General features: G+C 72.7%; 19 protein-coding genes. 8 read left to right on the plus strand and 11 right to left on the minus strand.

Annotated elements, in window-relative coordinates; all coding sequences use genetic code 11:
- The first annotated feature begins 56 nt into the window (after positions 1 to 56).
- Both IH48_RS0105665 and IH48_RS0105670 read left to right on the plus strand, forming a co-directional pair.
- Entirely contained in the window at positions 57 to 1,061 is a 1,005-nt protein-coding gene (locus tag IH48_RS0105665) for a daunorubicin resistance protein DrrA family ABC transporter ATP-binding protein (protein WP_037841057.1), read from the plus strand.
- On the plus strand, positions 1,058 to 1,843 hold the full coding sequence (locus IH48_RS0105670) for an ABC transporter permease (protein WP_030899927.1): 786 nt from the start codon (positions 1,058 to 1,060) through the stop codon (positions 1,841 to 1,843). Before IH48_RS0105665 ends, IH48_RS0105670 begins: the two co-directional genes overlap by 4 nt.
- A 28-nt stretch (positions 1,844 to 1,871) precedes the next feature.
- Here IH48_RS0105670 and IH48_RS0105675 read toward each other — a convergent pair whose 3' ends face one another.
- From IH48_RS0105675 to IH48_RS0105685, 3 genes are all read right to left on the minus strand, one after another.
- Positions 1,872 to 2,444: a cob(I)yrinic acid a,c-diamide adenosyltransferase gene (locus IH48_RS0105675; protein ID WP_030899930.1), complete on the minus strand. Its 573-nt coding sequence runs from the start codon at positions 2,442 to 2,444 to the stop codon at positions 1,872 to 1,874.
- Positions 2,445 to 2,478: 34 nt separating this feature from the next.
- On the minus strand, positions 2,479 to 3,258 hold the full coding sequence (locus IH48_RS0105680) for an ABC transporter permease (RefSeq protein ID WP_051839228.1): 780 nt from the start codon (positions 3,256 to 3,258) through the stop codon (positions 2,479 to 2,481).
- A gap of 65 nt (positions 3,259 to 3,323) precedes the next feature.
- Positions 3,324 to 4,106, minus strand: a complete 783-nt coding sequence (locus tag IH48_RS0105685; RefSeq protein ID WP_030899935.1) for an ABC transporter ATP-binding protein — start codon at positions 4,104 to 4,106, stop codon at positions 3,324 to 3,326.
- 97 nt (positions 4,107 to 4,203) lie between these two features.
- Between IH48_RS0105685 and IH48_RS0105690 the strand changes: the two genes are divergently transcribed.
- The 4 genes from IH48_RS0105690 to IH48_RS0105705 all read left to right on the plus strand — a co-directional run bounded on the left by IH48_RS0105690 (position 4,204) and on the right by IH48_RS0105705 (position 9,213).
- A complete protein-coding gene (locus tag IH48_RS0105690; protein WP_030899937.1) occupies positions 4,204 to 4,842 on the plus strand; it encodes a TetR/AcrR family transcriptional regulator in 639 nt (212 codons plus the stop codon).
- Between the two features lie 192 nt (positions 4,843 to 5,034).
- A complete protein-coding gene (locus IH48_RS0105695; RefSeq protein ID WP_030899940.1) occupies positions 5,035 to 5,883 on the plus strand; it encodes a 3-hydroxyacyl-CoA dehydrogenase family protein in 849 nt (282 codons plus the stop codon).
- Between the two features lie 225 nt (positions 5,884 to 6,108).
- Positions 6,109 to 6,432, plus strand: coding sequence for an STAS domain-containing protein (locus IH48_RS0105700; RefSeq protein WP_030899941.1), 324 nt, complete (start codon positions 6,109 to 6,111; stop codon positions 6,430 to 6,432).
- Between the two features lie 207 nt (positions 6,433 to 6,639).
- Complete coding sequence (locus IH48_RS0105705) at positions 6,640 to 9,213, plus strand: ATPase AAA (protein WP_030899944.1); 2,574 nt, start codon at positions 6,640 to 6,642, stop codon at positions 9,211 to 9,213.
- 54 nt (positions 9,214 to 9,267) lie between these two features.
- Here IH48_RS0105705 and nucS read toward each other — a convergent pair whose 3' ends face one another.
- Positions 9,268 to 9,927 carry an endonuclease NucS gene (gene nucS / locus IH48_RS0105710; protein ID WP_030899946.1) on the minus strand — a complete coding sequence of 220 codons (660 nt, stop codon included), beginning with the start codon at positions 9,925 to 9,927 and terminating at the stop codon, positions 9,268 to 9,270.
- 213 nt (positions 9,928 to 10,140) lie between these two features.
- Between nucS and IH48_RS0105715 the strand changes: the two genes are divergently transcribed.
- Positions 10,141 to 10,533 carry an SCO5389 family protein gene (locus IH48_RS0105715; protein ID WP_030899949.1) on the plus strand — a complete coding sequence of 131 codons (393 nt, stop codon included), beginning with the start codon at positions 10,141 to 10,143 and terminating at the stop codon, positions 10,531 to 10,533.
- A 197-nt stretch (positions 10,534 to 10,730) separates the two neighbouring features.
- Here the strand turns inward: IH48_RS0105715 and IH48_RS0105720 are convergent, their stop codons facing one another.
- On the minus strand, positions 10,731 to 11,774 hold the full coding sequence (locus IH48_RS0105720; protein WP_051839230.1) for an LLM class flavin-dependent oxidoreductase: 1,044 nt from the start codon (positions 11,772 to 11,774) through the stop codon (positions 10,731 to 10,733).
- Positions 11,775 to 12,013: 239 nt separating this feature from the next.
- Here IH48_RS0105720 and IH48_RS0105725 point away from each other — a divergent pair, with 239 nt between their 5' ends.
- Positions 12,014 to 12,346, plus strand: coding sequence for a hypothetical protein (locus IH48_RS0105725; protein WP_030899954.1), 333 nt, complete (start codon positions 12,014 to 12,016; stop codon positions 12,344 to 12,346).
- A gap of 58 nt (positions 12,347 to 12,404) precedes the next feature.
- Here the strand turns inward: IH48_RS0105725 and IH48_RS0105730 are convergent, their stop codons facing one another.
- From IH48_RS0105730 to scy, 6 genes are all read right to left on the minus strand, one after another.
- Positions 12,405 to 13,256 carry an ABC transporter permease subunit gene (locus tag IH48_RS0105730; protein ID WP_030899957.1) on the minus strand — a complete coding sequence of 284 codons (852 nt, stop codon included), beginning with the start codon at positions 13,254 to 13,256 and terminating at the stop codon, positions 12,405 to 12,407.
- Positions 13,253 to 14,344 carry an ABC transporter ATP-binding protein gene (locus tag IH48_RS0105735; protein WP_051839278.1) on the minus strand — a complete coding sequence of 364 codons (1,092 nt, stop codon included), beginning with the start codon at positions 14,342 to 14,344 and terminating at the stop codon, positions 13,253 to 13,255. The genes IH48_RS0105730 and IH48_RS0105735 overlap by 4 nt, the downstream gene beginning before the upstream one ends.
- A 125-nt stretch (positions 14,345 to 14,469) precedes the next feature.
- Positions 14,470 to 15,249 (minus strand): ABC transporter permease subunit, encoded by a 780-nt coding sequence (locus IH48_RS0105740; RefSeq protein WP_030899962.1) that lies wholly within the window; start codon positions 15,247 to 15,249, stop codon positions 14,470 to 14,472.
- A gap of 3 nt (positions 15,250 to 15,252) precedes the next feature.
- On the minus strand, positions 15,253 to 16,284 hold the full coding sequence (locus IH48_RS0105745; protein ID WP_030899964.1) for an ABC transporter ATP-binding protein: 1,032 nt from the start codon (positions 16,282 to 16,284) through the stop codon (positions 15,253 to 15,255).
- Between the two features lie 94 nt (positions 16,285 to 16,378).
- A complete protein-coding gene (locus tag IH48_RS0105750) occupies positions 16,379 to 17,317 on the minus strand; it encodes a cellulose-binding protein (protein ID WP_030899965.1) in 939 nt (312 codons plus the stop codon).
- Between the two features lie 125 nt (positions 17,318 to 17,442).
- Positions 17,443 to 21,159 carry a polarized growth protein Scy gene (scy, locus tag IH48_RS0105755; RefSeq protein ID WP_030899966.1) on the minus strand — a complete coding sequence of 1,239 codons (3,717 nt, stop codon included), beginning with the start codon at positions 21,157 to 21,159 and terminating at the stop codon, positions 17,443 to 17,445.
- Positions 21,160 to 21,265 lie beyond the last annotated feature (106 nt).

Raw genomic sequence — 21,265 nt, forward strand, 5'->3', positions numbered from 1 at the left:
CACCACCCCGATCCCCTTCAGCCATCGAAAGGCAGGCCTCCATGGGTTCTGCTGTCATGCCCATGTCTTCCCGGAGTGGCGATCCGCGCTCTCCTGCCGCCGTCTCGGCCGTCGGCCTGCACAAGTCGTACGACGGCAAGACCGTCCTCGACGGCATCGATCTGCGCATCCCGGCCGGATCCGTCTTCGCGCTGCTCGGACCGAACGGCGCCGGCAAGACCACAGCCGTGCGGATCCTCTCCACGCTCGTCGCCCCCGACGGCGGGCAGGCCCAGGTCGCGGGCCACGACATCGTCACGTCGCCGGACGGGGTGCGTGCGGCGATCGGCGTCACCGGGCAGTTCTCCGCCGTCGACGGGCTCATCACCGGCGAGGAGAACATGCTCCTCATGGCGGACCTGCACCATCTGCCCAAGCGCGAGGGGCGGCGGGTCACGGCGGAGCTGCTGGAGCGGTTCGAGCTCGTCGAGGCTGCCAAGAAGCCCGCGCAGAGCTACTCCGGCGGCATGAAGCGCCGTCTCGACATCGCCATGACGCTGGTCGGCAGACCGCGGATCATCTTCCTCGACGAACCGACCACCGGCCTCGACCCGCGCAGCCGCAACACCATGTGGGGCATCATCCGCGAACTCGTCACCGACGGTGTCACCGTCTTCCTCACCACCCAGTACCTGGACGAGGCCGACCACCTCGCCGACCTCGTCGCGGTCCTCGACGACGGGAAGATCGCGGCCCAGGGGAGCCCCGGCGAGCTGAAGCGGCTCATTTCCGGCGGGCACGTGCGGTTGGGGTTCACCGACCCGGTCGCCTACGAGAGCGCGGCCGCCACGCTGCGCGCCGCCACCCGGGACGACGAGAAACTCACGCTGCGCGTCCCCAGCGACGGCAGCCAGCGCGAGCTGCGCTCCCTCCTCGACCGGCTGGACGCGGCCGGCATCGAGGCGGACGAGCTGGCCGTGCACACCCCCGACCTCGACGACGTGTTCTTCGCCCTGACGGGCCGCGCCAACGTACCCGACCAGACCAACGAGCCCAACGAGCCCAGTGAGGATGCCCGATGAGCCTGTCCCTCGCCGCCCGCGACTCCCGCACGATGCTGCGGCGCAACCTGCTGCACGCGCGGCGCTATCCGTCCCTCACCCTGAATCTGCTGCTCACGCCGATCGCGCTGCTGCTCCTCTTCGTCTACATCTTCGGCGACGTGATGAGCGCGGGCATCGGCGGCGGCGCCGACCGCTCCGCGTACATCGCCTACATCGTCCCGGGCATCCTCATGATGACCATCGGCTCGACGGTGATCGGGGCCGCGGTGTCCGTCGCCACCGACATGACCGAGGGCATCGTCGCCCGTTTTCGCACGATGTCGATCCTCCGCGGCTCCGTGATCATCGGGCACGTCGCCGGCAGCGTGCTCCAGGCCCTCGCCGGCCTGGTCCTCGTCGGCGGCGTCGCCGTGGCCATCGGCTTCCGCTCCGCGGACGCCACGCCCCTGGAGTGGCTGGCGGCGTTCGGGCTGCTCGCGCTGTTCGCCCTGGCGCTCACCTGGATCGCCGTGGCGATGGGCCTGGCGAGCCCGAACGCCGAGGCGGCCTCCAACAGCGCCATGCCGTTGATCCTCCTGCCGCTCGTCTCGAGCGCCTTCATCCCGGCCTCCACGATGCCGGGCTGGTTCCGGCCGATCGCCGAGTACCAGCCGTTCACGCCGGCCATCGAGACCCTGCGCGGGCTCCTGCTCGGCACCGCGATCGGCGACAACTGGTGGATCGCCCTCGCCTGGTGCCTGGCTCTCTGCACGCTCGGCCACTACTGGTCGAAGTCGGTCTTCGACCGCGGGCCGAAGTAGCCGGGACGGCCACCCGCGCGTGCGGCGCTCAGCGCTCGCCGCCCGGCACCCACAGCACGTCGCCGACCTCCTGGTTCGCCACGCGCGCCAGGATGAACAGGAGGTCGGACAGGCGGTTCAGGTACGTCGCCGCCAGCGGGTTCATCGTCTCGCCGTGCGTCTCGAACGCCGCCCACGTCGAGCGCTCGGCGCGGCGCACCACGGTGCACGCCTGGTGCAGCAGGGCCGCGCCCGGCGTGCCGCCGGGCAGGATGAAGCTGCGCAGCTTCTCCAGACCCTCCAGGTAGCGGTCGCAGTCCGCCTCCAGCTTGTCGATGTACTGCTGCTCGACGCGCAGCGGCGGGTACTTGGGGTCGGGGACGACCGGCGTGGACAGGTCGGCGCCGACGTCGAACAGGTCGTTCTGCACGCGCACGAGTACCTTCACGACGTCCTCGTGCAGCCCGCCGAGCGCGATCGCGGTGCCGATCGCGGCGTTCGCCTCGTTGGCGTCGGCGTACGCGCCGATCCGCGGGTCGGTCTTGGGTGCCCGGCTCATGTCGCCGAGTGCGGTGGTGCCCTTGTCGCCGGTGCGGGTGTAGATGCGCGTCAGATTGACCATGCCCTCAGGGTAGGCACGGGGCCGCCGCCGGCGCTCACGCCCTGCGGAACGCGCGCGTGCCGGCGGCCAGGGAGAGGGCCGCGAGAGCGGCGGCGACCAGCACGCCGTAGGCCATCTCCGGCGTCGCGTACCGGCCGGTGAACGCCGAGCGCACCGCGTCCACGAGGTAGCGGAACGGCATGAAGTGCGACAGCGCGTCCAGCCAGCCGGGCGCGAGCGACATCGGCAGGATCAGCCCCGACAGCAGCATCGACGGCATCGTCACGGCGTTGATCACCGGGCCGAACTCCTGCGGTGTGCGGACCTTCATGGCGAGGGTGTACGACAGCGAGGCCAGCGAGACGGTCAGGACGGCGACGAACGCCAGGCCGATCAGCACGCCCGCGAGCGGCGCGCGCAACCCCATGACGAGCGCCGCGAGGATCAGCAGGACGGCCTGGAACGTGAACAGCGCGGCGTCCCGCAGTACGCGGCCCAGCAGGAGCGCGAGGCGGCTGACGGGGGCGACGCGCATCCGGTCGACCACACCGTGGCTCTTCTCGATGATGACGGCGAAACCGCAGAAGGTGGCGCCGAACAGGCCCAGTGTGATCAGCAGCCCCGGCACCAGCACCTGCCAGGAGCCGCCGCTCGACCCCAGCGGCATGTGGGTCAGCAGGGGTCCGAAGAACACCAGGTACAGCAGCGGCGTCAGCGTGCCGAACAGCATCTGGAAGCGGGAGCGCAGCGTCTGGCGCGCGTACCTGCCGAAGACCAGGCCGGTGTCGGCGGCGAGGCGGCGCAGGGGCTCCTGTGCGCCGGCGGCGGTGTGCATCGTTGTCGTTGCGGGCGTGGTGCCGGGCATGGGGGCTCCGAGGCGAGGTGAGGAGGACGGCCGGGTCATACGGCCACGGGCGCGGCGTCGCGTTCCGCGGGGCCGCGTCCCGTGATCGCGAGGAACGCGTCCTGGAGCGAGGCGTCGATGGACCCCGCGTGCGCGAGTTTCAGGGCGGGCGGGGTGCCCTGCGCCACGACGGTGCCCTTGTCGATGACCACGAGGCGTTCCGCGAGGGCATCGGCCTCGTCCAGGTAGTGCGTCGTCAGGACGACCGTGGTGCCGTGCTCGTCGCGTACGCGCCGTACCAGGTCCCACAGGTCGGCGCGGCTGCCAGGGTCGAGGCCCGTCGTGGGCTCGTCGAGGAACAGCACCTCGGGCGTGTGGACGAGACCCATGGCGATGTCGAGACGGCGGCGCCGGCCGCCCGAGAGCGTGGCGATTGTGCTGTCCAGCAGCTCGTCGAGGCCGAGCTGCCCGGCGAGCCCGACGGCGCGCGCGGCCGCCTCCGCCCTGCCGAGGCGGTACATCCGCCCCTGCGTGACCAGCTCCTCCCGCACCGTCAGCTGCGGGTCCACGCCGCCCGACTGTGCCACGTACCCCGTGCGCGCCCGGACTCCCGCGGGGTCCGACGCGAGGTCGCACCCGGCGACCGATGCCGTGCCGCCCGTGGGCGGGAGGAGCGTGGTGAGCATGCGCAGCGTGGTCGTCTTGCCCGCGCCATTGGGCCCGAGGAACCCGAGGATCGCGCCCGCCTCGACGGACAGGTCGACGCCGCGCACCGCCTCTACCGGGCCGCGCTTCGTGGTGAACGTCCGGCTGAGGCCGGAGGTCGTGATGACTGGCATGGCTCCAGGAAAACAGAGCGAACGCAAACTTGCAATGACTTAAAAATTTGAACCATGGCAAACTTGTGGGAACCTTGCCATGGCGCAAGATGGATGCATGGAAGAGGGGCGCAGGGAGCGCAAGAAGCGGCAGACCAGGCAGCAGATCTCCGACATCGCGACCGGCCTGTTCCTGGAGCGCGGCTTCGTCACGGTCACCATCGCCGAGATCGCCGAGGCCGCCGACGTCTCCGTCAACACCGTGTACAACTACTTCCCGGCCAAGGAGGACCTGTTCCTCGACCGCGGCAAGGGCGTGGTCGAGCGGCTCTCGCGGTTCGTGCGCGGGAGGGACGTCGGCGAGTCCGCGGCGCGCGCCGTCCTGCGGGAGATGCGGGACGAGGTCGAGGCGGTGTCGCCGAGGGTGGGCCTCATCGCCGGCTACGACCGGTTCATGAAGGTCGTGCACGGTGCGCCCACCCTCAAGGCACGCCTGTGGTACATCCAGCAGGAGGCGCTGGACAACATCGAGGCGACACTGCGCGAGGAGGCCGGCGCCACGGCGGACGACCCGCTGCCACTGCTGGTGGGCGGTCAGTTGGCCTGGCTGCAGAGCACGCTGATGGGGTTCATCGGGCGCGAGATGGTCAAGTCCCGTACGCCTGACGCGGTTTCGCGGGACGCGCTGGTGCTGCTCGACGACATCGAGGAGATGTGGGGCGAGCCGGTGCTCTCGTACGCGGTGCGCACCGCCTGAACCGGCGCGCCGCGGCACGTCGGTGTGATGTCCGTCATGTGAGACGTGACGCGTGTCTCTGAACCGCCACACGGCCGCCGATGACCGCTAACCTCCGCAGAGCGCCCCACTTGTCGGCGCGCGTCAGGGAGCGACAGAGCGGCCCGGCCGTCAGGGCACGGCTGCTCGCCCGGGAGAATCGAGAGGTGTGTCGTGGCGAGGAAGCTCGCGGTCATCGGGGCAGGGCTGATGGGATCCGGCATCGCGCAGGTCTCCGCCCAGGCGGGCTGGGACGTCGTGTTGCGTGACGTCACCGACGCGGCCCTCACCCGGGGCACGGACGCCATCAAGGCCTCGTACGACCGGTTCGTCGCGAAGGACAGGATGGCGGCGGCGGACGCCGAGGCCGCGCTCGGCCGGATCACCACGACCACCGACCTCGACGCGGTGGCGGACGCGGAGCTCGTGGTGGAGGCCGTCTTCGAACAGCTCGACGTGAAGCACGAGATCTTCCGCGCGCTCGACGCGATCGTGGGGGAGGAGACCGTGCTCGCCTCCAACACCTCCGCCATCCCGATCACGAAGATCGCGGCCGGCACCACCCGCCCCGAGCGCGTCGTCGGCACCCACTTCTTCTCCCCCGTGCCGATGATGCAGCTGTGCGAGCTGGTGCGCGGCTACAAAACGAGCGACGCGACGCTCGCCACCGCGCGGGAGTTCGCCGAGTCCGTCGGCAAGACCTGCGTCGTCGTCAACCGCGACGTGGCCGGCTTCGTCACCACCCGGCTGATCTCGGCCCTCGTGGTAGAGGCGATCAAGCTCTACGAGTCGGGCGTCGCCACGGCCGAGGACATCGACCTCGCCTGCAAGCTGGGGTTCGGCCACGCCATGGGTCCGCTCGCGACGGCCGACCTCACCGGCGTCGACATCCTGCTGCACGCCGCGGGCAACATCTACACCGAGTCGCAGGACGAGAAGTTCGCACCGCCCGAGCTGATGCGCCGGATGGTGGACGCGGGTGACATCGGGCGCAAGAGCGGGCAGGGCTTCTACGAGCACTGAATTTTCGTAAGGACGGGACTTTCGTAAGCGGCGGGCACGACGACGGACCGCATCCACTCACCCGATCGAGTGAGAAGGAGGCGAGTTCGATATCGGTTCGCTTACAGGCGGCAACTTCCCGGCCCCTCGGGCAGTCAGTTGTTGCAACCGGCGCGAGGCCGAAACCGGCGCGCGCGACGCAGGCGCTGCCGGCACGCAGCGGTACGGCACTCTCGGGGAGCGCATATGCACATCAGGGGCGACCACGCCGAGCTGGTCGTCGGGGGACGCCTCGACGTCCGCAGCGCGGCGGACGCCCGAACGGTCCTGCACGCGGCCGTCGACGACGGAGTCGGCGACCTCGTGCTCGACCTGACCGGCCTCGACTCCTGGGACGCCACGGGGCTCGGCGTCATCATGGGCGCGCACCGGCGCGCCGGGAGATGCGGCCGCAGGCTCGTGCTGCGCGGCGTGCCGCCGCAGATGCAGCGCCTGCTGGTGGCCACGCGCCTGCACCGCATCCTCGCCATCGAGGGCGGGCTCGCCGCCGAGTCGCTGCCGCGCGTCTGAGACGCCGGCCCGCGCGTACGGGAAGCCGGCGTCGGGTTCGACGAGCCGGCGGTGCGCCCGGCACCGCGCTGAGCTGGGCACCCTCCTCGGCTGCCGGCAGGGCCTGCTTTTCCTGCCCCACCTGCCTCTGCTGTCCCGGGCGTTCCTGGATACAGTGCGGGGGTTCGCTGTCCGGCCCCGCACTGCCACGATCTGGGGGATTTGCCGATGGACCCGATGAGCGCGGGACCCGAGGAGCACGGGCCCGGCGAGGAGCGCAGGCCCGCCGCACTCCCGGAGCGCCGGCCGGCACGGCGCGAGGCCGCCCTGGCCGTCCCGGGGCAGCTGCCGGGCGCCCATACCTCCGCCGTGCACCCCGCCCGCACGGCCGAGCTGATATCCGGCGACTTCCTCGTCACGGTCAACCCGGTGGACGGCAGCGAGATCGAGCCGTGCGCGCCGGGGCAGCACCCCGGTCCGCCGGTGCGGCGCGACGCACACGAACGCGCGGCCCTGCGGCGTGCGGGACGGCCCTCCGTGCCGCCGGGGCCCGCGGCACCGCCGCTGCCGCTGCTGGAGCGGGAGGCCGAACACGACCAGCTCGTCAGCCTGCTGGGCCGCGGGCGCTCCATACGCCTGCTCGGCGTCCCCGGTTCGGGCCGCAGCGCGCTGCTCGACGCCGTCGCCGCACGCTGTGCGACCCTCGCGCCCGACGGGCTGATACGCCTGAACGGCTACCGCCGCACCGCGACCGACCTGCTCCACGAGCTCTACGCGACGGTCTTCGGCTCGCCCGCGCTCCACCGGCCGCACCGCGTCGAACTCCTCGCCGCTGTGCGGGAGATAGGCGCCGTCGTCCTCGTGGACGACCTGGAGATCGGCGGGGAGGCGCTGGACGACCTGCTGTCCGCCACCCCCGAGTGCGCCTTCCTGTTCGCCGTGACGCCCGACGTGCCCGCCCCGTCGCCCGGCGCGGGCGTGGAGGACGTTCTGCTGGCGGGCCTCGGCCGCGCCGCATCCCTCGACATACTCGAACGGGCCGTCGAGCGGCCGCTGACGGAGGCGGAGAAGAACTGGGCAGGCGACCTCTGGTTCGAGTCCGAGGGCCTGCCCCTGCGGTTCGTCCAGGCCGGGGCGCTGCTGCGGCAGCGCGACCGGCTCAGGGCCGCGCCGAAGCGGTTCGACGAGTTCGAGGCGTTCACCGGGCATGCCGAGCATCCGGAAGGGCCCGCGGCCACGGCCGCCGAGACCCCGTTCGACCCGGCCTTCGACACCGCGCCGGGCGCGGACGGCGGGCAGGACGTCCCACTGCCCAGTCTCGGCGAGGGAGCGGCGCCGGCCGGCCTGCTCGCCTCCCGGCTCAGCGAGTCCGCGCGCGAGACGCTCCGCTTCGCGGTGGCGCTCGGCGGCGAGGTGCCGCACCAGGCACACCTGCCCGCGCTGGTGGGCGACACCCACGCCGACGCCGCGCTCGGCGAACTCCTCGCCTGCGCGCTGCTCACCCCCGTCGGCGGCCGCTACCGCCTCGCGCCCGGCGTCGCCGCGCAACTGCTCGCGTACGGCTACGGGGACGACGCGGCCGGGCACGCGCGCGCCGCCGCCGAGCACTACACCTGGTGGACGGGGCACCCCTCCGTCACCGCCGAGCGTGTCGCACAGGAGGGCGACGCGGTGCTCGCCGCGATGGGCCCGCTGGTGCCCGACGCGGCCGGCACCGCCGTGCGGCTGGCGCGCAGCGCAGCGCCCGTGCTCCTCGCCGGGCTGCGCTGGGGGCTGTGGGAGAAGGCGCTGCGGGCCGGGCAGGGCGCGGCACGCGCGGCGGGCGAGGTCGCCGAGGAGGCGTACTTCCACCACGAGCTCGGCGTACTCGCGCTGTGCGCGGGCAACCTCGACAGGGCGCGGGCCGAACTGGAGGCGTCCATCGGCATGCGCGGCATCGTCGCCGACAAGAGCGGCACGGTGGCCGGCAGGCGGGCGCTCGCGCTCGTGTCCGACCTGGAACTCGGCACGATGCCCGTGGCCCTGACGCCGCGTCCGGCGAACTCCTACGAGACGCAGCCGCACGAGACGCAGCCCACGCCGATCGTGGCGGCCCTGCCGTCCGGTGCGGCCGAGACCGCGCCGCTGCGGGAGCCGGTGGTGTCAGGTCCCGTGCCGCGTCCGCGCGGCGGGCGAAGGCTCATCGGCGGCGCGAAGCGCAACATGGTCGCCGCGGGCGCTGGGGCGGTGCTCGCCGCGGTGATGGGCACGGTCGTGACCCTGGGCATGGCGTCGGACGACAGCCCGCAGTCCACCCACACGGCGACGGAGCAGTCGGATCCCGAGGGCGACGGGCTCCCGCCGCAGGAGCCGGCGACGGACGCGCCGCGGGCGACGCACTCGCACGCGACGCCGTCCGACGGCGGCGCCGGCCTCGTCCCGTCGTCGCCGTCCGCATCGGGGCCGTCAGGCGCCGTGTCGTCGCCCGGGGCCGGCGGCGGAGCGCCGGGCGGGTCGTCGCACTCGCGAACGGGCACCGGCACCACGACGGGCGGCGGGGATTCCGGTTCGCCGTCCGGGACCGGCGGCAGCACGTCGACGTCGCCCGGTACGCCGTCCTCGTCCTCGCCGACAGGCGGCTCGCCGACGTCGCCGTCGACCTCCCCGAGCGGCTCCACCTCGCCCTCCACGTCGCCCACCCCGACGTCACCGCCGCCGAGCAGCACGTCCCCCTCGAACACGGTCTCCGGCGGGGGACAGGCGCAGTCGGCGCAGTCGGCGCAGTCGGCGCAGTCCGCGTCGGCCTCGCGGTCCGCGCAGTGACGTCCGCCGCCCGCCGGGGTGCCCGGCGGGCGGTCCGGCGGGCGGTCCCGCGGATCAGAACAGGCGGAGCTTGTCGTCCTCGATGCCGCGCAGCGCGTCGTAGTCGAGCACCACGCAGCCGATGCCGCGGTCCGTCGCCAGCACCCGCGCCTGCGGCTTGATCTCCTGCGCCGCGAACACGCCCTTCACCGGCGCCAGATGCGGGTCGCGGTTCAGCAGATCGAGGTAGCGCGTCAACTGCTCCACACCGTCGATCTCGCCCCGCCGCTTGATCTCCACCGCGATCGTGCCGCCGTCGCCGTCCCTGCAGAGGATGTCCACGGGGCCGATCGCCGTCGGGTACTCGCGGCGGATCAGGCTGTAGCCCGTGCCCAGGGTCTCGATGCGGTCCGCGAGCAGCTCCTGCAAGTGGGCCTCCACGCCGTCCTTGATCAGGCCGGGGTCCACGCCGAGTTCGTGCGAGGAGTCGTGCATGACCTCCTCCATGGTGATGATCAGTTTCTCGCCCGCTTTGTTGACGACGGTCCAGACGCCGTCGGCCTGCTTGAGCGTGCAGGGCGGCGACATCCAGTTGAGGGGCTTGTACGCACGGTCGTCGGCGTGGATCGACACGCTGCCGTCGGCCTTGACCAGGATGAGGCGTGGAGCGGACGGAAGGTGGGCGGTGAGCCGGCCCGCGTAGTCGACGGAGCAGCGGGCGATGACGAGACGCATGGTCCGCAACGCTACTCGACTGCTGTCCCAGGACGCGATTCGCCCCACAAGCCCCGTTCCGCTGTGGCCGGTTGTGCTCCCATCTGCCTGGTGCGTGCCTGGCGGCGCGCCTAACGTGTAAGCAGGAGGTCGCCAGTCGTGCACTCTGCGTCGTCCCCGGCCTCCAGTCCCTGCCCGTCAGACCTCGATCGCGGGGTCGCGAGAGGAGAACCCATGTCGCTCGACGTCTCACCGGCGCTCTTGGAGCAGGCTGAGCGAGGTGAGGTCGACGAAGCCGACTTCGTCGACTGCGTACGGACCTCCCTGCCCTACGCGTGGGAGATGATCAGCTCACTGGTGGCCCAGCTGAAGGTCGACGGCGGCGAGTTCGCCGACAACCAGACGCCCCCGCCGGACGAGCACGCACGAGGTCAGCTGCTGCGCGCGCTCGCGAGTGACTCCATACGGGGCGCGCTCCAGCGCCACTTCGGAGTGCGTCTCGCGTTCCAGAACTGCCACCGCGTGGCGGTCTTCCCGCTGGATCCGTCGGTCGACGAGCGGCTCTCCCGCTTCACGTCCGTGCGGGCCCAGCTGCTCAACCAGTCGCCCGAACTGAGGGACTGCTGACGGGCACGCAGCCGCGTTCCCGGCGGCGCGGCCGCCTCGCACCGGAGGGGGTGATCGGTGCGGGGCGGCCCGCGGCGGCCCGCACCGCGCGGGCCGGTGGGCCCGCCACGCGCCGCGCGCGGGCGCGCACGCCGGTGTGACCGGTCGGTGACCCACTGGATTCGGCCAGGCCTTGCGTGCCCCACAAACCCCCCACGTCACACCAGTTGCGGCAGGACCTCGGCGCCCAGGCGCCGCACGTTCTCCTCGGTGGCGGCAAGGTCGCCCGACCCCTCCACCATCAGGGCGAAACGCGTGACGCCCGTACGCTCCGACGTCGCGGCGAGCCGGTCGGCGGCCAGCCGGGGCGGCCCGACCGGATGCAGCGCGCACAGCAGCTCGGTGTAGTCGTGCGGGTCACGCATCGAACGCCGCCTTCCGTCCACGGTGGTGTGGGCGCCGAGCCCCTGGCGCAGCCAGCCGGGCATCGCCTTGAGGAGTACCTCCGTGGCCTCCGCACGGTTGTCCGCGAGCTGCGCCACCCCCACGGAGACGTGCGCGCCCCCGGGGTCGTGCCCCGCCTCGCGCGCGTGCCTGCGCCAGAGGGCGACCATGCCGGCCTTCTCCTCGTCGTCGGCGTGCATGCCGAGCAGCATCGGCAGGCCGCGCTCGGCCGCCAGCCGCACGCTCCTCGGCGACGTGCACGCCACCACCACCTCGGGGCCCGGCACGTCGAGCAGCTCGTCCGGGCGCGGTACGACGGGCACCTCGCGGAATGCGAAGCGCGGGCCGAGCGCGTCGACCCTGGGCTCGCGCAGCCACCGCAGCAGCAGGTCGAGTGCCTCGGGGAAGTCGCGCTCGAAGGCGGCGAGACCGGCTCCGAACACCTCCAGGTCGACCCAGGGCCCGCCCCGGCCGACGCCGAGCGAGAACCGGCCGTCGGAGAGCACGTGCAGCAGTGCCGCCTGCTCGCCGAGCGTCACCGGATGCGTGTTCGGCAACACGCTGACGGCCGTACCCACCCGGATGCGCCGCGTCCTTCCGAGCAGCAGACCGGCGAGCGTCACGGCCGAGGGGCAGACGCCGTACGGGACGAAGTGGTGCTCGGCCAGCCACACGTCGTCGAGCCCCGCGTCCTCCACGGCCTGCGCCGTACGTACGGCTCGGTGCAGCGCCTCGCCCTGTCCCTGCCCGGGGAACTGCGCTGCCAGCACAAACGTCCCCAGGCGCGTTCTCGTACGGGTCTCGTTCCCCACACGCATCGCCTTCGCCTCCTCGCGGCCGAAGCGGCTCCCCTCTCCCGGCAGTAACGCCTGACACGTGCCAAAGGCACGGCTGAGGACCAAGATCTTGCGATTGTCCGGTAATTGCCCCCTGTTTGTGGCGAAAAGGGCACCATGGCGCCGCCCGGCCGTGCCGCCGTGCGCCCTCGGCCCGTAACGGAGCCCTTACGCTGGAACGCAGTCCTGCCAGTCCTGCCGTACGCCCCGTGAGGTGCCTCATGTCCCCACGTCGCAACCGCCCACGAGGCGGCGAGATGCCGACCGACCGGGGCGGCGGCGACGCGGGCAGCCGGTACGGCGGGTTCCAGCGGACCGAGTCGTGGCAGGGCGAGGACTGGGCCGTGCGCCACGTGGCGGGGGCCAGCGCGGCCGGCAAGCGCTACCGGTGCCCCGGCTGCGACCAGGAGATCCCGTCGCACGTGCCGCACGTCGTGGCCTGGCCCGAGTACGGCGGCGTCGACGACAGGCGCCACTGGCACCAGTCGTGCTGGAACGCGAAGGACCGGCGCGGCGCCCGCGTCCAGCGCTCCAGGAACGCGCCACGCTACTGACGCGCTGCCACGGACGCCCCGCTACGGACGCCCCGCGCGCCGCTCGGCGGCCGCGGCCTCAGACGTCCCGCCGGTCCAGGGCCACATACGCCCCGGCCATCGCCACGGCGACGACCGCGAGCAGGATCCACAGCGACACCCAGCCGCTCGGCTGCGACCCGTTGGCGAAGCCGTCGAACGCGCCGTAGAAGGACACGAGCTGGCTCGGGATCGAGTAGTTCAGCAGCACCGACCTGACGCCGCTGAGGGGCGTGGGCAGGAACATCGCGACGACCAGGGGCAGCAGCACGATCCCGAGCATCGCCGTGACCGCGCCCGCCGCGTGCTTCACCATCGCGCCCACGGCCAGCGAAAGGACCCCGAGCAGCGCCATGTAGACGCTCACCCCGACCGTCGCGGGCGCCCACACCAGCGGGGCCGGGTTCGGCGAGTCGAGGATCACCACCTCGAAGATGCCCGCGATCACGGTGAGGACCAGCGTCAGGGCGAAGACCAGGCAGAAGTACACCGCCGTCTTGGCCGCCAGCACCCGGGCGCGGCTCGGGCAGGCCGTCAGGGTCGTGCGGATCAGGCCGGTGGCGAACTCGGACGAGAACGACAGCGCCCCGAGCGTGATCACGCAGACGGTGCCGAGCAGCACACCGAAGAAGCCGTACGCGAGCGGCGGGTCGCCCTGCGGGCCGGGGGTGTCGCTCCGTACCGCCCACGGGATCACCGTGCCCACGCCGAGCACCACGACGACCAGCGCGCCGAGCGTCCACATCGTGGAGCGCACGGACCGCATCTTCGTCCACTCGGCGAGGATCGCGTCCCCGAGGTGCGCCCTGCGCACCTCGATGGGCGACACGTAGCCGCCCGCGTCCTGGGGGGTGGCGGCGTGCGGCGGGTACGGGGTCGAGGGGGTGTTCAACGCGTGTCCTCGTTCGTGGCGTGCTGCTGCCGCGGGCCGTGGGGTGCCCGGCCCGGCGGCGGGGGTGCGTACCAGCCCTGCTGCGGCACCTCGGGCACCTCGGGCGGCCCGGGTACACCGTCGAGCGGCTGCCCGTCGTCCTCGGGGTGCGTGAACCCAGCGAGCTCGTCGTCGGTCGAGCGGTAGTCGACCACGTCCTGCGTCAGACGCATGTACGCCTCTTCGAGGGAGGCGTGGTGCGGCGAGAGCTCCCACAGCCTGATGTCAGCCTTGTGCGCGAGGTCGCTGATGCGGGGCAGCCCGATCCCCGTGACGCGCAGCGCTCCGTCCGGCTCCGCCAGCGCCCTGCCGCCCGCCTCCGCGACGGCCGCGATCAGCTCTCCCCGGCGTCCGGCGGCGTCGTCGGCGAGCCGCACGCGCGCGAAGTCCGCCGAGTTGCGCGAGATGAACTCGCGCACGCTCATGTCGGCGAGCAGCCTGCCCCTGCCGATCACGAGCAGGTGGTCCGCCGTCACCGCCATCTCGCTCATCAGGTGCGAGGAGACCAGGACCGTGCGGCCCTCGGCGGCGAGCCGCTTCATCAGCGTGCGGACCCAGTAGATGCCCTCGGGGTCGAGGCCGTTGACCGGCTCGTCGAACAGCAGCACCTGTGGGTCGCCGAGCAGCGCGGCGGCGATGCCGAGCCGCTGCCCCATCCCCAGCGAGAACCCCTTGGAGCGCTTGCCCGCCACGTCGCGCAGGCCCACCACGTCGAGCACCTCCTCGACCCTGGAGGCCGGGATGCCGGACAGCTGGGCGAGCGAGAGCAGGTGGTTGCGCGCGCTGCGCCCGCCGTGCACGGCCTGCGCGTCGAGCAGCGCGCCCACCTTGCGGGGCGCGTTCGGCGACTGCCTGAACGGCAGGCCGCCGACGGTGACGGTGCCGCTCGTCGGCCGGTCGAGGCCGACGATCATGCGCATCGTCGTGGACTTGCCCGAGCCGTTGGGACCGAGGAAGCCCGTCACGTGCCCGGGACGCACCTCGAAGGTGAGGTCGTGAACGGCGGTCTTGGCGCCGAAGCGCTTGGTCAGGCCGGCGGCCTCGATCATCTCCAGCCCCATCGACGGTCGGTACTCGCACCAGCGAGGATATCCGTACGGGCGCGGAACGGGCCAAGCCCGACCACGCGGGCCCGCGCCCGCGTCCCGCGCCCGCACTCAGCGCGCGTGATCCGCTACGCGTCGCGGTTGCGCAGCACCAGGTAGCCCCCGATCAGCGCCGCGACCACCCACGCGCACATGATCCCGAGGCCGCCCCAGGGGCCGTAGGAGCCGCCGCCCCCGTTCGTGGCGTCCGGCACTACCTGAAGGATCTTCTGCCCGGCCTGGTCGGGGAAGTAGTGGGCGACGTCCTTGGCCTTCGGCACGGCCGCGAGGATGTTGGACACCAGGAAGAAGAACGGCATCAGGATCCCCAGCGACAGCATGGAGCTGCGCAGCATCACCGTGATGCCCATGGAGAAGAGCGCGATCAGGCACATGTAGAGCCCGCTGCCGATCACCGCGCGCAGCACGTTCGGCTCGCCGATGGTGGTGCTGTGGTCGCCGAGCAGCGCCTGGCCGATGAAGAACGCGACGAAGCCGGTGAGCAGCCCGACGACCAGCGCGAGCAGCCCCGCCACGCCGATCTTGCTGAACAGGAACGTCGCCCGCTTCGGCACGGCGGCCAGCGAGGTGCGGATCATGCCCGAGGAGTACTCGGAGCCGACCACCAGCACTCCGAAGACCACCATCGCGAGCTGGCCGAGGACCATGCCGGCGAAGCTGGTGAACGTGGGGTCGAAGGTCGCCTGTGAGGCGTCCGAGAGGTCGCCGAAGGTCGAGTTGGAGACGGCGGAGATCACGCCGCCGATCGCCACGGTCGCCAGGAACACGCTGATCAGCGTCCACGTCGTGGACGAGACCGTGCGGATCTTGGTCCACTCGGACTGGAGGACCGCCGCTGCGGATGCCATCGCTCAGATCTCCTTGTCGCGGCGGCCGTCGTGCCCGCCCTGGTTCCAGCCCTGCCCCCAGGCGGGCTGCGGGGCCTCCTGCTGCCCCCAGCCGCCCCCGGGCGGCTGCTGACCGCCCGGCTCCTCGCCGCCGGTGTGCGCGTGGTACTCCACCGACTCGGCGGTCATCTGCATGAAGGCCTCTTCGAGCGACGCGCGCTGCGCGCTCAGCTCGTGCAGGACGATCCGGTGCTCGGCCGCCAGCTCGCCCAGGCGCTCCGTCTCGGCGCCGTCGATCTCCAGCGCCCCACTGCCGGCCTCGGTCACCGTGTAGCCCGCGTCCCGCAGGACCTCGCGCAGCTGCTCGGGCTGCGGCGATCGCAGACGCGCGTAGCTGCGCGAGTTCTGGTGGATGAAGTCCGCCATCGACGTGTTCGCGAGCAGCCGGCCCTGGCCGATGACGATGAGGTGGTCGGCCGTCAGCGCCATCTCGCTCATCAGGTGGCTCGACACGAAGATCGTGCGCCCCTCGGCGGCCAGGGCCTTCATCAGGTTGCGGATCCAGTGGATGCCCTCGGGGTCGAGGCCGTTGACCGGCTCGTCGAACATCAGGATCTCGGGGTCGCCGAGCAGCGCGGAGGCGATGCCGAGGCGCTGCCCCATGCCGAGCGAGAACCCCTTCGACTTCTTCTTCGCGACGGCCGTGAGCCCGACCATGTCGAGCACCTCGTCGACCCGGCGCCGCGGGATGCGGTTGCTCTGGGCCAGGCACAGCAGGTTGTTGTAGGCGGTACGCCCGCCGTGCATCGCCTTGGCCTCGAGCAGCGCGCCGATGTGCTTCAGCGGGTCCGGCAGGTCGTGGTAGCCGTGGCCGTTGATGCGGACCGAGCCGCTCGTCGGGTTGTCGAGGTCCAGCATCATGCGCATGGTGGTGGACTTGCCGGCGCCGTTCGGCCCCAGAAAACCCGTCACCACGCCTGGTCGCACCTGAAAGGACAGGTGATCGACCGCCAGCTTGCGGCCGTAGTGTTTCGTGAGCCCCTCGACCTCGATCATGCTGGCCAACCTAGAGGGGCGCAAAGCCCCCCGCCACCGGGGTGGCGAGGGGCTGACAGAACTGTTACCGAACGGTCCGCGTACCGTGCCCGGATCAGCGGGACTGCTGCGCCGGCACGCCGCGGGAGACCGGCTCCTCGTCGGCGGGCGTACCGGCCGCGGCCACCGCGGCACCCGTCAGCGACGCGAGCATCTCACGGACGTTCGTCAGCTGCGCGTTGATCGAGTCGCGGCGGTTGGTCAGGGCCGCGAGCTCGCGCTCCGAGTCGCTGCGGATGCGGTCCGCCTTGGCGTTCGCGTCCGCGACGATGTCCTCGGACTGGCGCTGCGCGGTCTCCACCGTCTGGCGGGCCCTGCGCTCCGCGTCCGTACGCAGCTTCTCGGCCTCAAGGCGCAGCTGCTCGGCGCGGTGCTCGATCTCCGCCAGGCGCTTCTCCGCCTTCGCCTGACGCGACGCCAGGTCGCGCTCGGACTGCTCGCGGCGCTTGGCCAGGTTCGTCTCGAAGTCCGCGGCGGCCTGGGCGGCCTTGGCCCGCGTCTCCTCGAACAGGGCCTCCGCCTCGTCGCGCTTGGACTGCGCGTCCTTCTGCGCGTCGGCACGCAGCGTGGTCGCGTCGCCCTTCGCCTTGTCGACGATGCGGACGCCCTCGTCCTCCGCCTTCGACTTGCGCTCGGCGGCGAACGACTCCGCGTCGTTGCGCACCTGCTGGGCCGCCGACTCGGCGAGCTCACGGTGCTGCTCGGCGGCCCTGCGCGCCTCTTCACGCAGGTCCTTCGCCTCCTCCTCGGCGAGGCGGAGGATCTTCTCGACGCGCGCGCCGAGCCCGGCGTACGACGGCTCGGCGTCGTTGACCTGGGCCTGGGCGTTCTGCGTCTCGAGGTGGAGCTCCTCGATGCGCTTTTCCAGAGAGGTGATACGGGACAGCGCGCTGTCCCGGTCGGCGACGAGTTTGGTAATGCGGTCGTCCACCTGACCGCGGTCGTAACCACGCCGCACGAGCTCGAAGCCGAAGGGTGAGGAAGTGTCGCTCATGGGGTTCCTGTCGAAAGAGACCGGTGAGGTGATAGGGGGAATCCTAGGGGCCTGTACGGCGTGTCAACGCGTCGATGCGGCTTTGGTATGCAGAATGTCCAGCCTTTTGAGTGGTTCGCTCCTGACTACCCGTCCGAAGGCTTACCATTCGAACGCGTCGGCCCGGCCGTGGCGCCCGCCTTGACGGTGCCGTCCTTGCCGGAGCCGCCCGGGCCCTCGAACGACTCGAGTGCTTCGAGCACGTCCTGGACCCGCGAGATCTCGGTCTGGATGTCCGCGCGCCTGCGCGCCAGGATGTCGAGCTCGTGCTTGCCCTCCGAGACCATCCTTTCGGCGTCCCGGCCGGCTTCCGCACGCAACTGCTCGGCCTCCCTGACGAGTCCGGCCTTCTTCTGCTCGGCCTCCTTGAGCAGGCCCTCGGCCTTCTTCACCGCGGCGATCCTGACCTTGCTCGCCTCCGAATCGGCAGCGGCGAGCACCTCCTTGGCCTTCTGCTCGGCCTCGGCGCGCTGCTCGTTCGCCGCCTTCATCAGAGTATCCACCCGCTCGCCGACCGTCTTCAGCTGCTCCGAGGTTTCCCTCCTCGCCCGCTCGTGCAGCTCCTCGATCTCGGCGTCCACCCGGGCACGCGCCTCCTCGGCGCGCTCCCGCAGCGCGGCGGCATCCCCCCGCGCGCCCACCAGCAATTCGTCGGCGTCCGTACGCGCCCGCTCCACGGCCGTGTTGCCCTCGACGGTGGCCTCCGCGGTGATGCGCTCGGCCTCCTTGCGTGCCGCGCCGACCATGGCGTCAGCGCCCGCCTCCGCCTCGGTGGCGACGCGCAGCGCCTCCTCCTGGGCCGCCTTCATGAGCTGGTCGGCCTGTTCCGCCGCGTCCGAGCGGCGCTTGGAGGCGTCCTTGCGCGCCTCGTCGAGCACCCGGTCGGCCTCGGCCTGCGCCTCGGCGCGCAGCCGCTCGGCCTCCGCCTCGCCGTCGGCCCTGATCTGCTCGGCCTCGGCGCGCATGCGCTCCGCGGCCTGCCTGGCCGAGCCGACCGTACCCGCCGCCTCCGCGCGCATGCGCTCCGTCTCGGCGGTCGCCTCCGTGACGAGGCGGTCCGCCTGCGCGGCAGCCTCGGTACGCATGCGGTTCGCGTCGTCGCGCGCCTCGGCGCGGGTGCGGGAGGCGTCCGTCTCCGCAGACGCGCGCGCCTGAGAGGCCTCGGTCCGCAGCCGCTGTGCGTGCTCCGTGGCCTCCGCGCGGAGCCGGTCCGCCTCGGCAGCCGCCTCGTTGACGGTCTGTTCGACGAGGGCCTGCGCCGCGTCCGACTCCTCCTGGGCGCGCGTACGGATGCGGTTCGCGTCCTCGGTGGCGCGCTCGCGCTCCGCGTGGGCGTCGGCCCGCAGCCGCTCGGCCTCCTCCTGCGCCTCCGTGCGCGTGCGCTCCGCCGCGTGCTCGGCGGCCGAGCGCAGCCCGGAGATCTCCTGCTCCGCCTGGTCGTGCAGGCCCGCGACGGAGTCCCGCACCTGCTGCGCCGTCTGCTCGGCCGCCGCGACCGTCTCCGTCGCGCCGCGGTCGGCCTCCTCGGCCAGCCGCCGTGCCTCGGCCTGCGCCTCCTCGACGCGCTTGCGTGCTGCGGCGAGCAGTTCCTCGCTCTGCTCGCGTGCGTGCTCGCGCTCGCGCCCCGCCTCGCCGCGCGCCGAGTCCAGCAGCTCCTCGGCCTCGCGGCGGCGCCGCGCCGCCTCCTCCTGGGCGGCCGACAGCGCCTCGGCCGCCTCCGTGCCCACCCGCTCGGCGGCGGCCGCCGCCTCGCTCCTGATCCGGTCGGCGCTCTCCTGCGCCTCGGTCTTGAGCCGCTCGGCCTCGGCCGCCGCGTCGGAGCGCAGCCGCACCGCCACGTTCTCCGCCTCCGCGCGGGACGCGGACGCGTCGGACGCCGCCTCCGTGCGCAGCCGCTCCGCCTCCTGCTCGGCCTGGTCGCTCAGCGACCTGGACCGCTCCGCGGTCTCGGACCGCAGGCGCTCCGCCTCCTCGGCGGCCTCGCGGCGGATGCGCTCGCTCTCCTCGCGGGCCTCCGCGAGCGCGGACTCGGCGGCCTCCACGCGCTCTTCCGCCTCCGAGTGGAGCCGTGTCAGCTCGCCGGCGGCCTCGGCCTTGCGCGCCTCGACGCCGCGCTCGGTCTCCTCGCGCAGCCGGGCCGCGGCCTCCTCGGCCGCGGTCTTCGCCGCCTCGGCCTGCTCCTCGCCCTCGGCGCGCAGCCGGTCGGCCTCCGCGCGCGTGCGCTCCAGGGTCTCCTCGGCCTGCCTGCGCAGCGTCGTGGCGCGTTCGATGGCCTCCGTGCGCACCCGCTCGCTCTCGGCGCTCGCGGCCGAGCGCAGCTCGTCGGCGTCGGCCCTGGACTTCGTCAGCAGCTCCTCGGCCGACCCGGCGGCCTCCTCGATCTGCTGGACGGCCTCCCTGCGGGCCTCGCTCCTGATCTGCTCGCCCTCGGCGACCGCCTCGGAGCGCAGCTGCTCGGCCTCGCCGCGCAGCCGGCGCGCCTCCTCCTGCAGCTCGACCGTCTTGGCGCGGTACTCCTTGGTGTCGTCCTTGGCGGCGCCCTTGAGCTGGTCGGCGGCCTCAGCGGCCTCCGCGCGCAGCCGGTCCGCCTCGGCGGCGGCCTCGCGGCGGATCCGCTCGGCCTCCTCGCCCGCCTTGCGCCGGGTGCCCTTGGCGTCGTCGGACGCCTTGGTGAGGACCTCGTCCGCGGTACGGGCCGCCTTGGCGAGCTGCGCGGCGGTGTCCTCGGCGGCCGCCGAGCGGGCCTTCTCCCCGGCCTCGGAGACGAGCTTGTCGGCCTCAGCTCGCGCGTCCGCGAGTACCTGCTCCGCCTCCGCCTTCGCGGCCTCGGCCTCCTCGGTCGCCTCGCCGACGAGACGCGCGATCTCCGCCTTCGCCGTGCGGGTGCGCTGCTCGTTCTGCGACTCGGCGTCCGCGAGGCGCTTGGCCGCGTCCTCTTTGGACTCGGCGGCGAGCTTGTCGGCCTCCGCGCGTGCTTCCCGCAGCCGCTCATCGGCCGACTGGACGCGCTGCTCCGCCGCCTTGCCCAGCTCGGCGGCCTGCCGGCGGGCCTGGTCGGACTCGGCTGCCGTCGTCGTGCGCAGCTGCTCGGCGTGGCTCGTGGCCTCCTGCGCCTGGGTCGAGGCGGCGTTCAGCAGCCGTTCCGCGTCCCTGCGGGCGCGCAGCAGCAGGGCCTCCGCCTCGCCGCGCGCCGTCTCCGCCTCGGCGGTGAGGCGCTGCCTGGCCTCGTCGGCCACCCGTGCGGCCTCGGCGCGCGCCGCCGACAGGGACTGCTCGGCCTCGGCGCGCGACTCCTCCATGAGCCTGCGCGCCTGCGACTCGGTACGGGCGCGCAGCTGCTCGGCCCAGGCCACGTTCTCGTTGACGTGCGACTCGACGGTCTGCCTGCGCTCGGCGAGCTCCTGGTCGAGGCGCTGGCGCCGCTGCACGGCCTCCTCGTGCAGCTCGGCCTGGAGGCGGGCCTGGTGCTCCGCGTGCTCCTGGAGGATGCGCTGCGTCTGGGCGCGCGCGTCCCGCAGCTCGCGCTCGGCGTCCGAGCGCAGCTGGTCGGCCTGCATCTGGGCGTTGCGGAGCATCTGTTCCGCCTGGTAGCCCAGATCGGCGCCGTCATAGGAGGAGGGCCTCATCGCGAGGTTGCGGCGCGCCTCGTGGAGCTTGGCGCGCAAGACCTCGACCTGGTAACCGAGGTCCTCGGCGTGCTGGACGGCCTTCTCCCGCGCGGTCCGCAGCCGGTCCATCTCGGCTTCGATCCGCGAGAGCTGGTCGTCAGCCCGGTGGCTCTCCTGGCGTTCGTAGCCCCGCACTGCGCGGTCCCATCCGTCCCCTGGTCGCAACTCTGCTGAGCGAGCGCCGTCCTAGGTGAACGGCCCCCCGGGGGAATGGTGTCAGATCATCGGTGGGGGCGCCGCC

This window comes from Streptomyces sp. NRRL F-5126 (assembly GCF_000721265.1).
Lineage (GTDB): Bacteria > Actinomycetota > Actinomycetes > Streptomycetales > Streptomycetaceae > Streptomyces.

Excerpts from the sequence above, each read along its gene's own strand:
- IH48_RS0105665 (WP_037841057.1), top strand. The coding sequence starts at position 57 with ATGCCCATGTCTTCCCGGAGTGGCGATCCGCGCTCTCCTGCCGCCGTC.
- IH48_RS0105670 (WP_030899927.1), top strand. The coding sequence starts at position 1,058 with ATGAGCCTGTCCCTCGCCGCCCGCGACTCCCGCACGATGCTGCGGCGC.
- IH48_RS0105675 (WP_030899930.1), bottom strand. The coding sequence starts at position 2,444 with ATGGTCAATCTGACGCGCATCTACACCCGCACCGGCGACAAGGGCACC.
- IH48_RS0105680 (WP_051839228.1), bottom strand. The coding sequence starts at position 3,258 with ATGCACACCGCCGCCGGCGCACAGGAGCCCCTGCGCCGCCTCGCCGCC.
- IH48_RS0105685 (WP_030899935.1), bottom strand. The coding sequence starts at position 4,106 with ATGCCAGTCATCACGACCTCCGGCCTCAGCCGGACGTTCACCACGAAG.
- IH48_RS0105690 (WP_030899937.1), top strand. The coding sequence starts at position 4,204 with ATGGAAGAGGGGCGCAGGGAGCGCAAGAAGCGGCAGACCAGGCAGCAG.
- IH48_RS0105700 (WP_030899941.1), top strand. The coding sequence starts at position 6,109 with ATGCACATCAGGGGCGACCACGCCGAGCTGGTCGTCGGGGGACGCCTC.
- IH48_RS0105705 (WP_030899944.1), top strand. The coding sequence starts at position 6,640 with ATGGACCCGATGAGCGCGGGACCCGAGGAGCACGGGCCCGGCGAGGAG.
- nucS (WP_030899946.1), bottom strand. The coding sequence starts at position 9,927 with ATGCGTCTCGTCATCGCCCGCTGCTCCGTCGACTACGCGGGCCGGCTC.
- IH48_RS0105715 (WP_030899949.1), top strand. The coding sequence starts at position 10,141 with ATGTCGCTCGACGTCTCACCGGCGCTCTTGGAGCAGGCTGAGCGAGGT.
- IH48_RS0105720 (WP_051839230.1), bottom strand. The coding sequence starts at position 11,774 with ATGCGTGTGGGGAACGAGACCCGTACGAGAACGCGCCTGGGGACGTTT.
- IH48_RS0105725 (WP_030899954.1), top strand. The coding sequence starts at position 12,014 with ATGTCCCCACGTCGCAACCGCCCACGAGGCGGCGAGATGCCGACCGAC.
- IH48_RS0105735 (WP_051839278.1), bottom strand. The coding sequence starts at position 14,344 with ATGATCGAGGCCGCCGGCCTGACCAAGCGCTTCGGCGCCAAGACCGCC.
- IH48_RS0105740 (WP_030899962.1), bottom strand. The coding sequence starts at position 15,249 with ATGGCATCCGCAGCGGCGGTCCTCCAGTCCGAGTGGACCAAGATCCGC.
- IH48_RS0105745 (WP_030899964.1), bottom strand. The coding sequence starts at position 16,284 with ATGATCGAGGTCGAGGGGCTCACGAAACACTACGGCCGCAAGCTGGCG.
- IH48_RS0105750 (WP_030899965.1), bottom strand. The coding sequence starts at position 17,317 with ATGAGCGACACTTCCTCACCCTTCGGCTTCGAGCTCGTGCGGCGTGGT.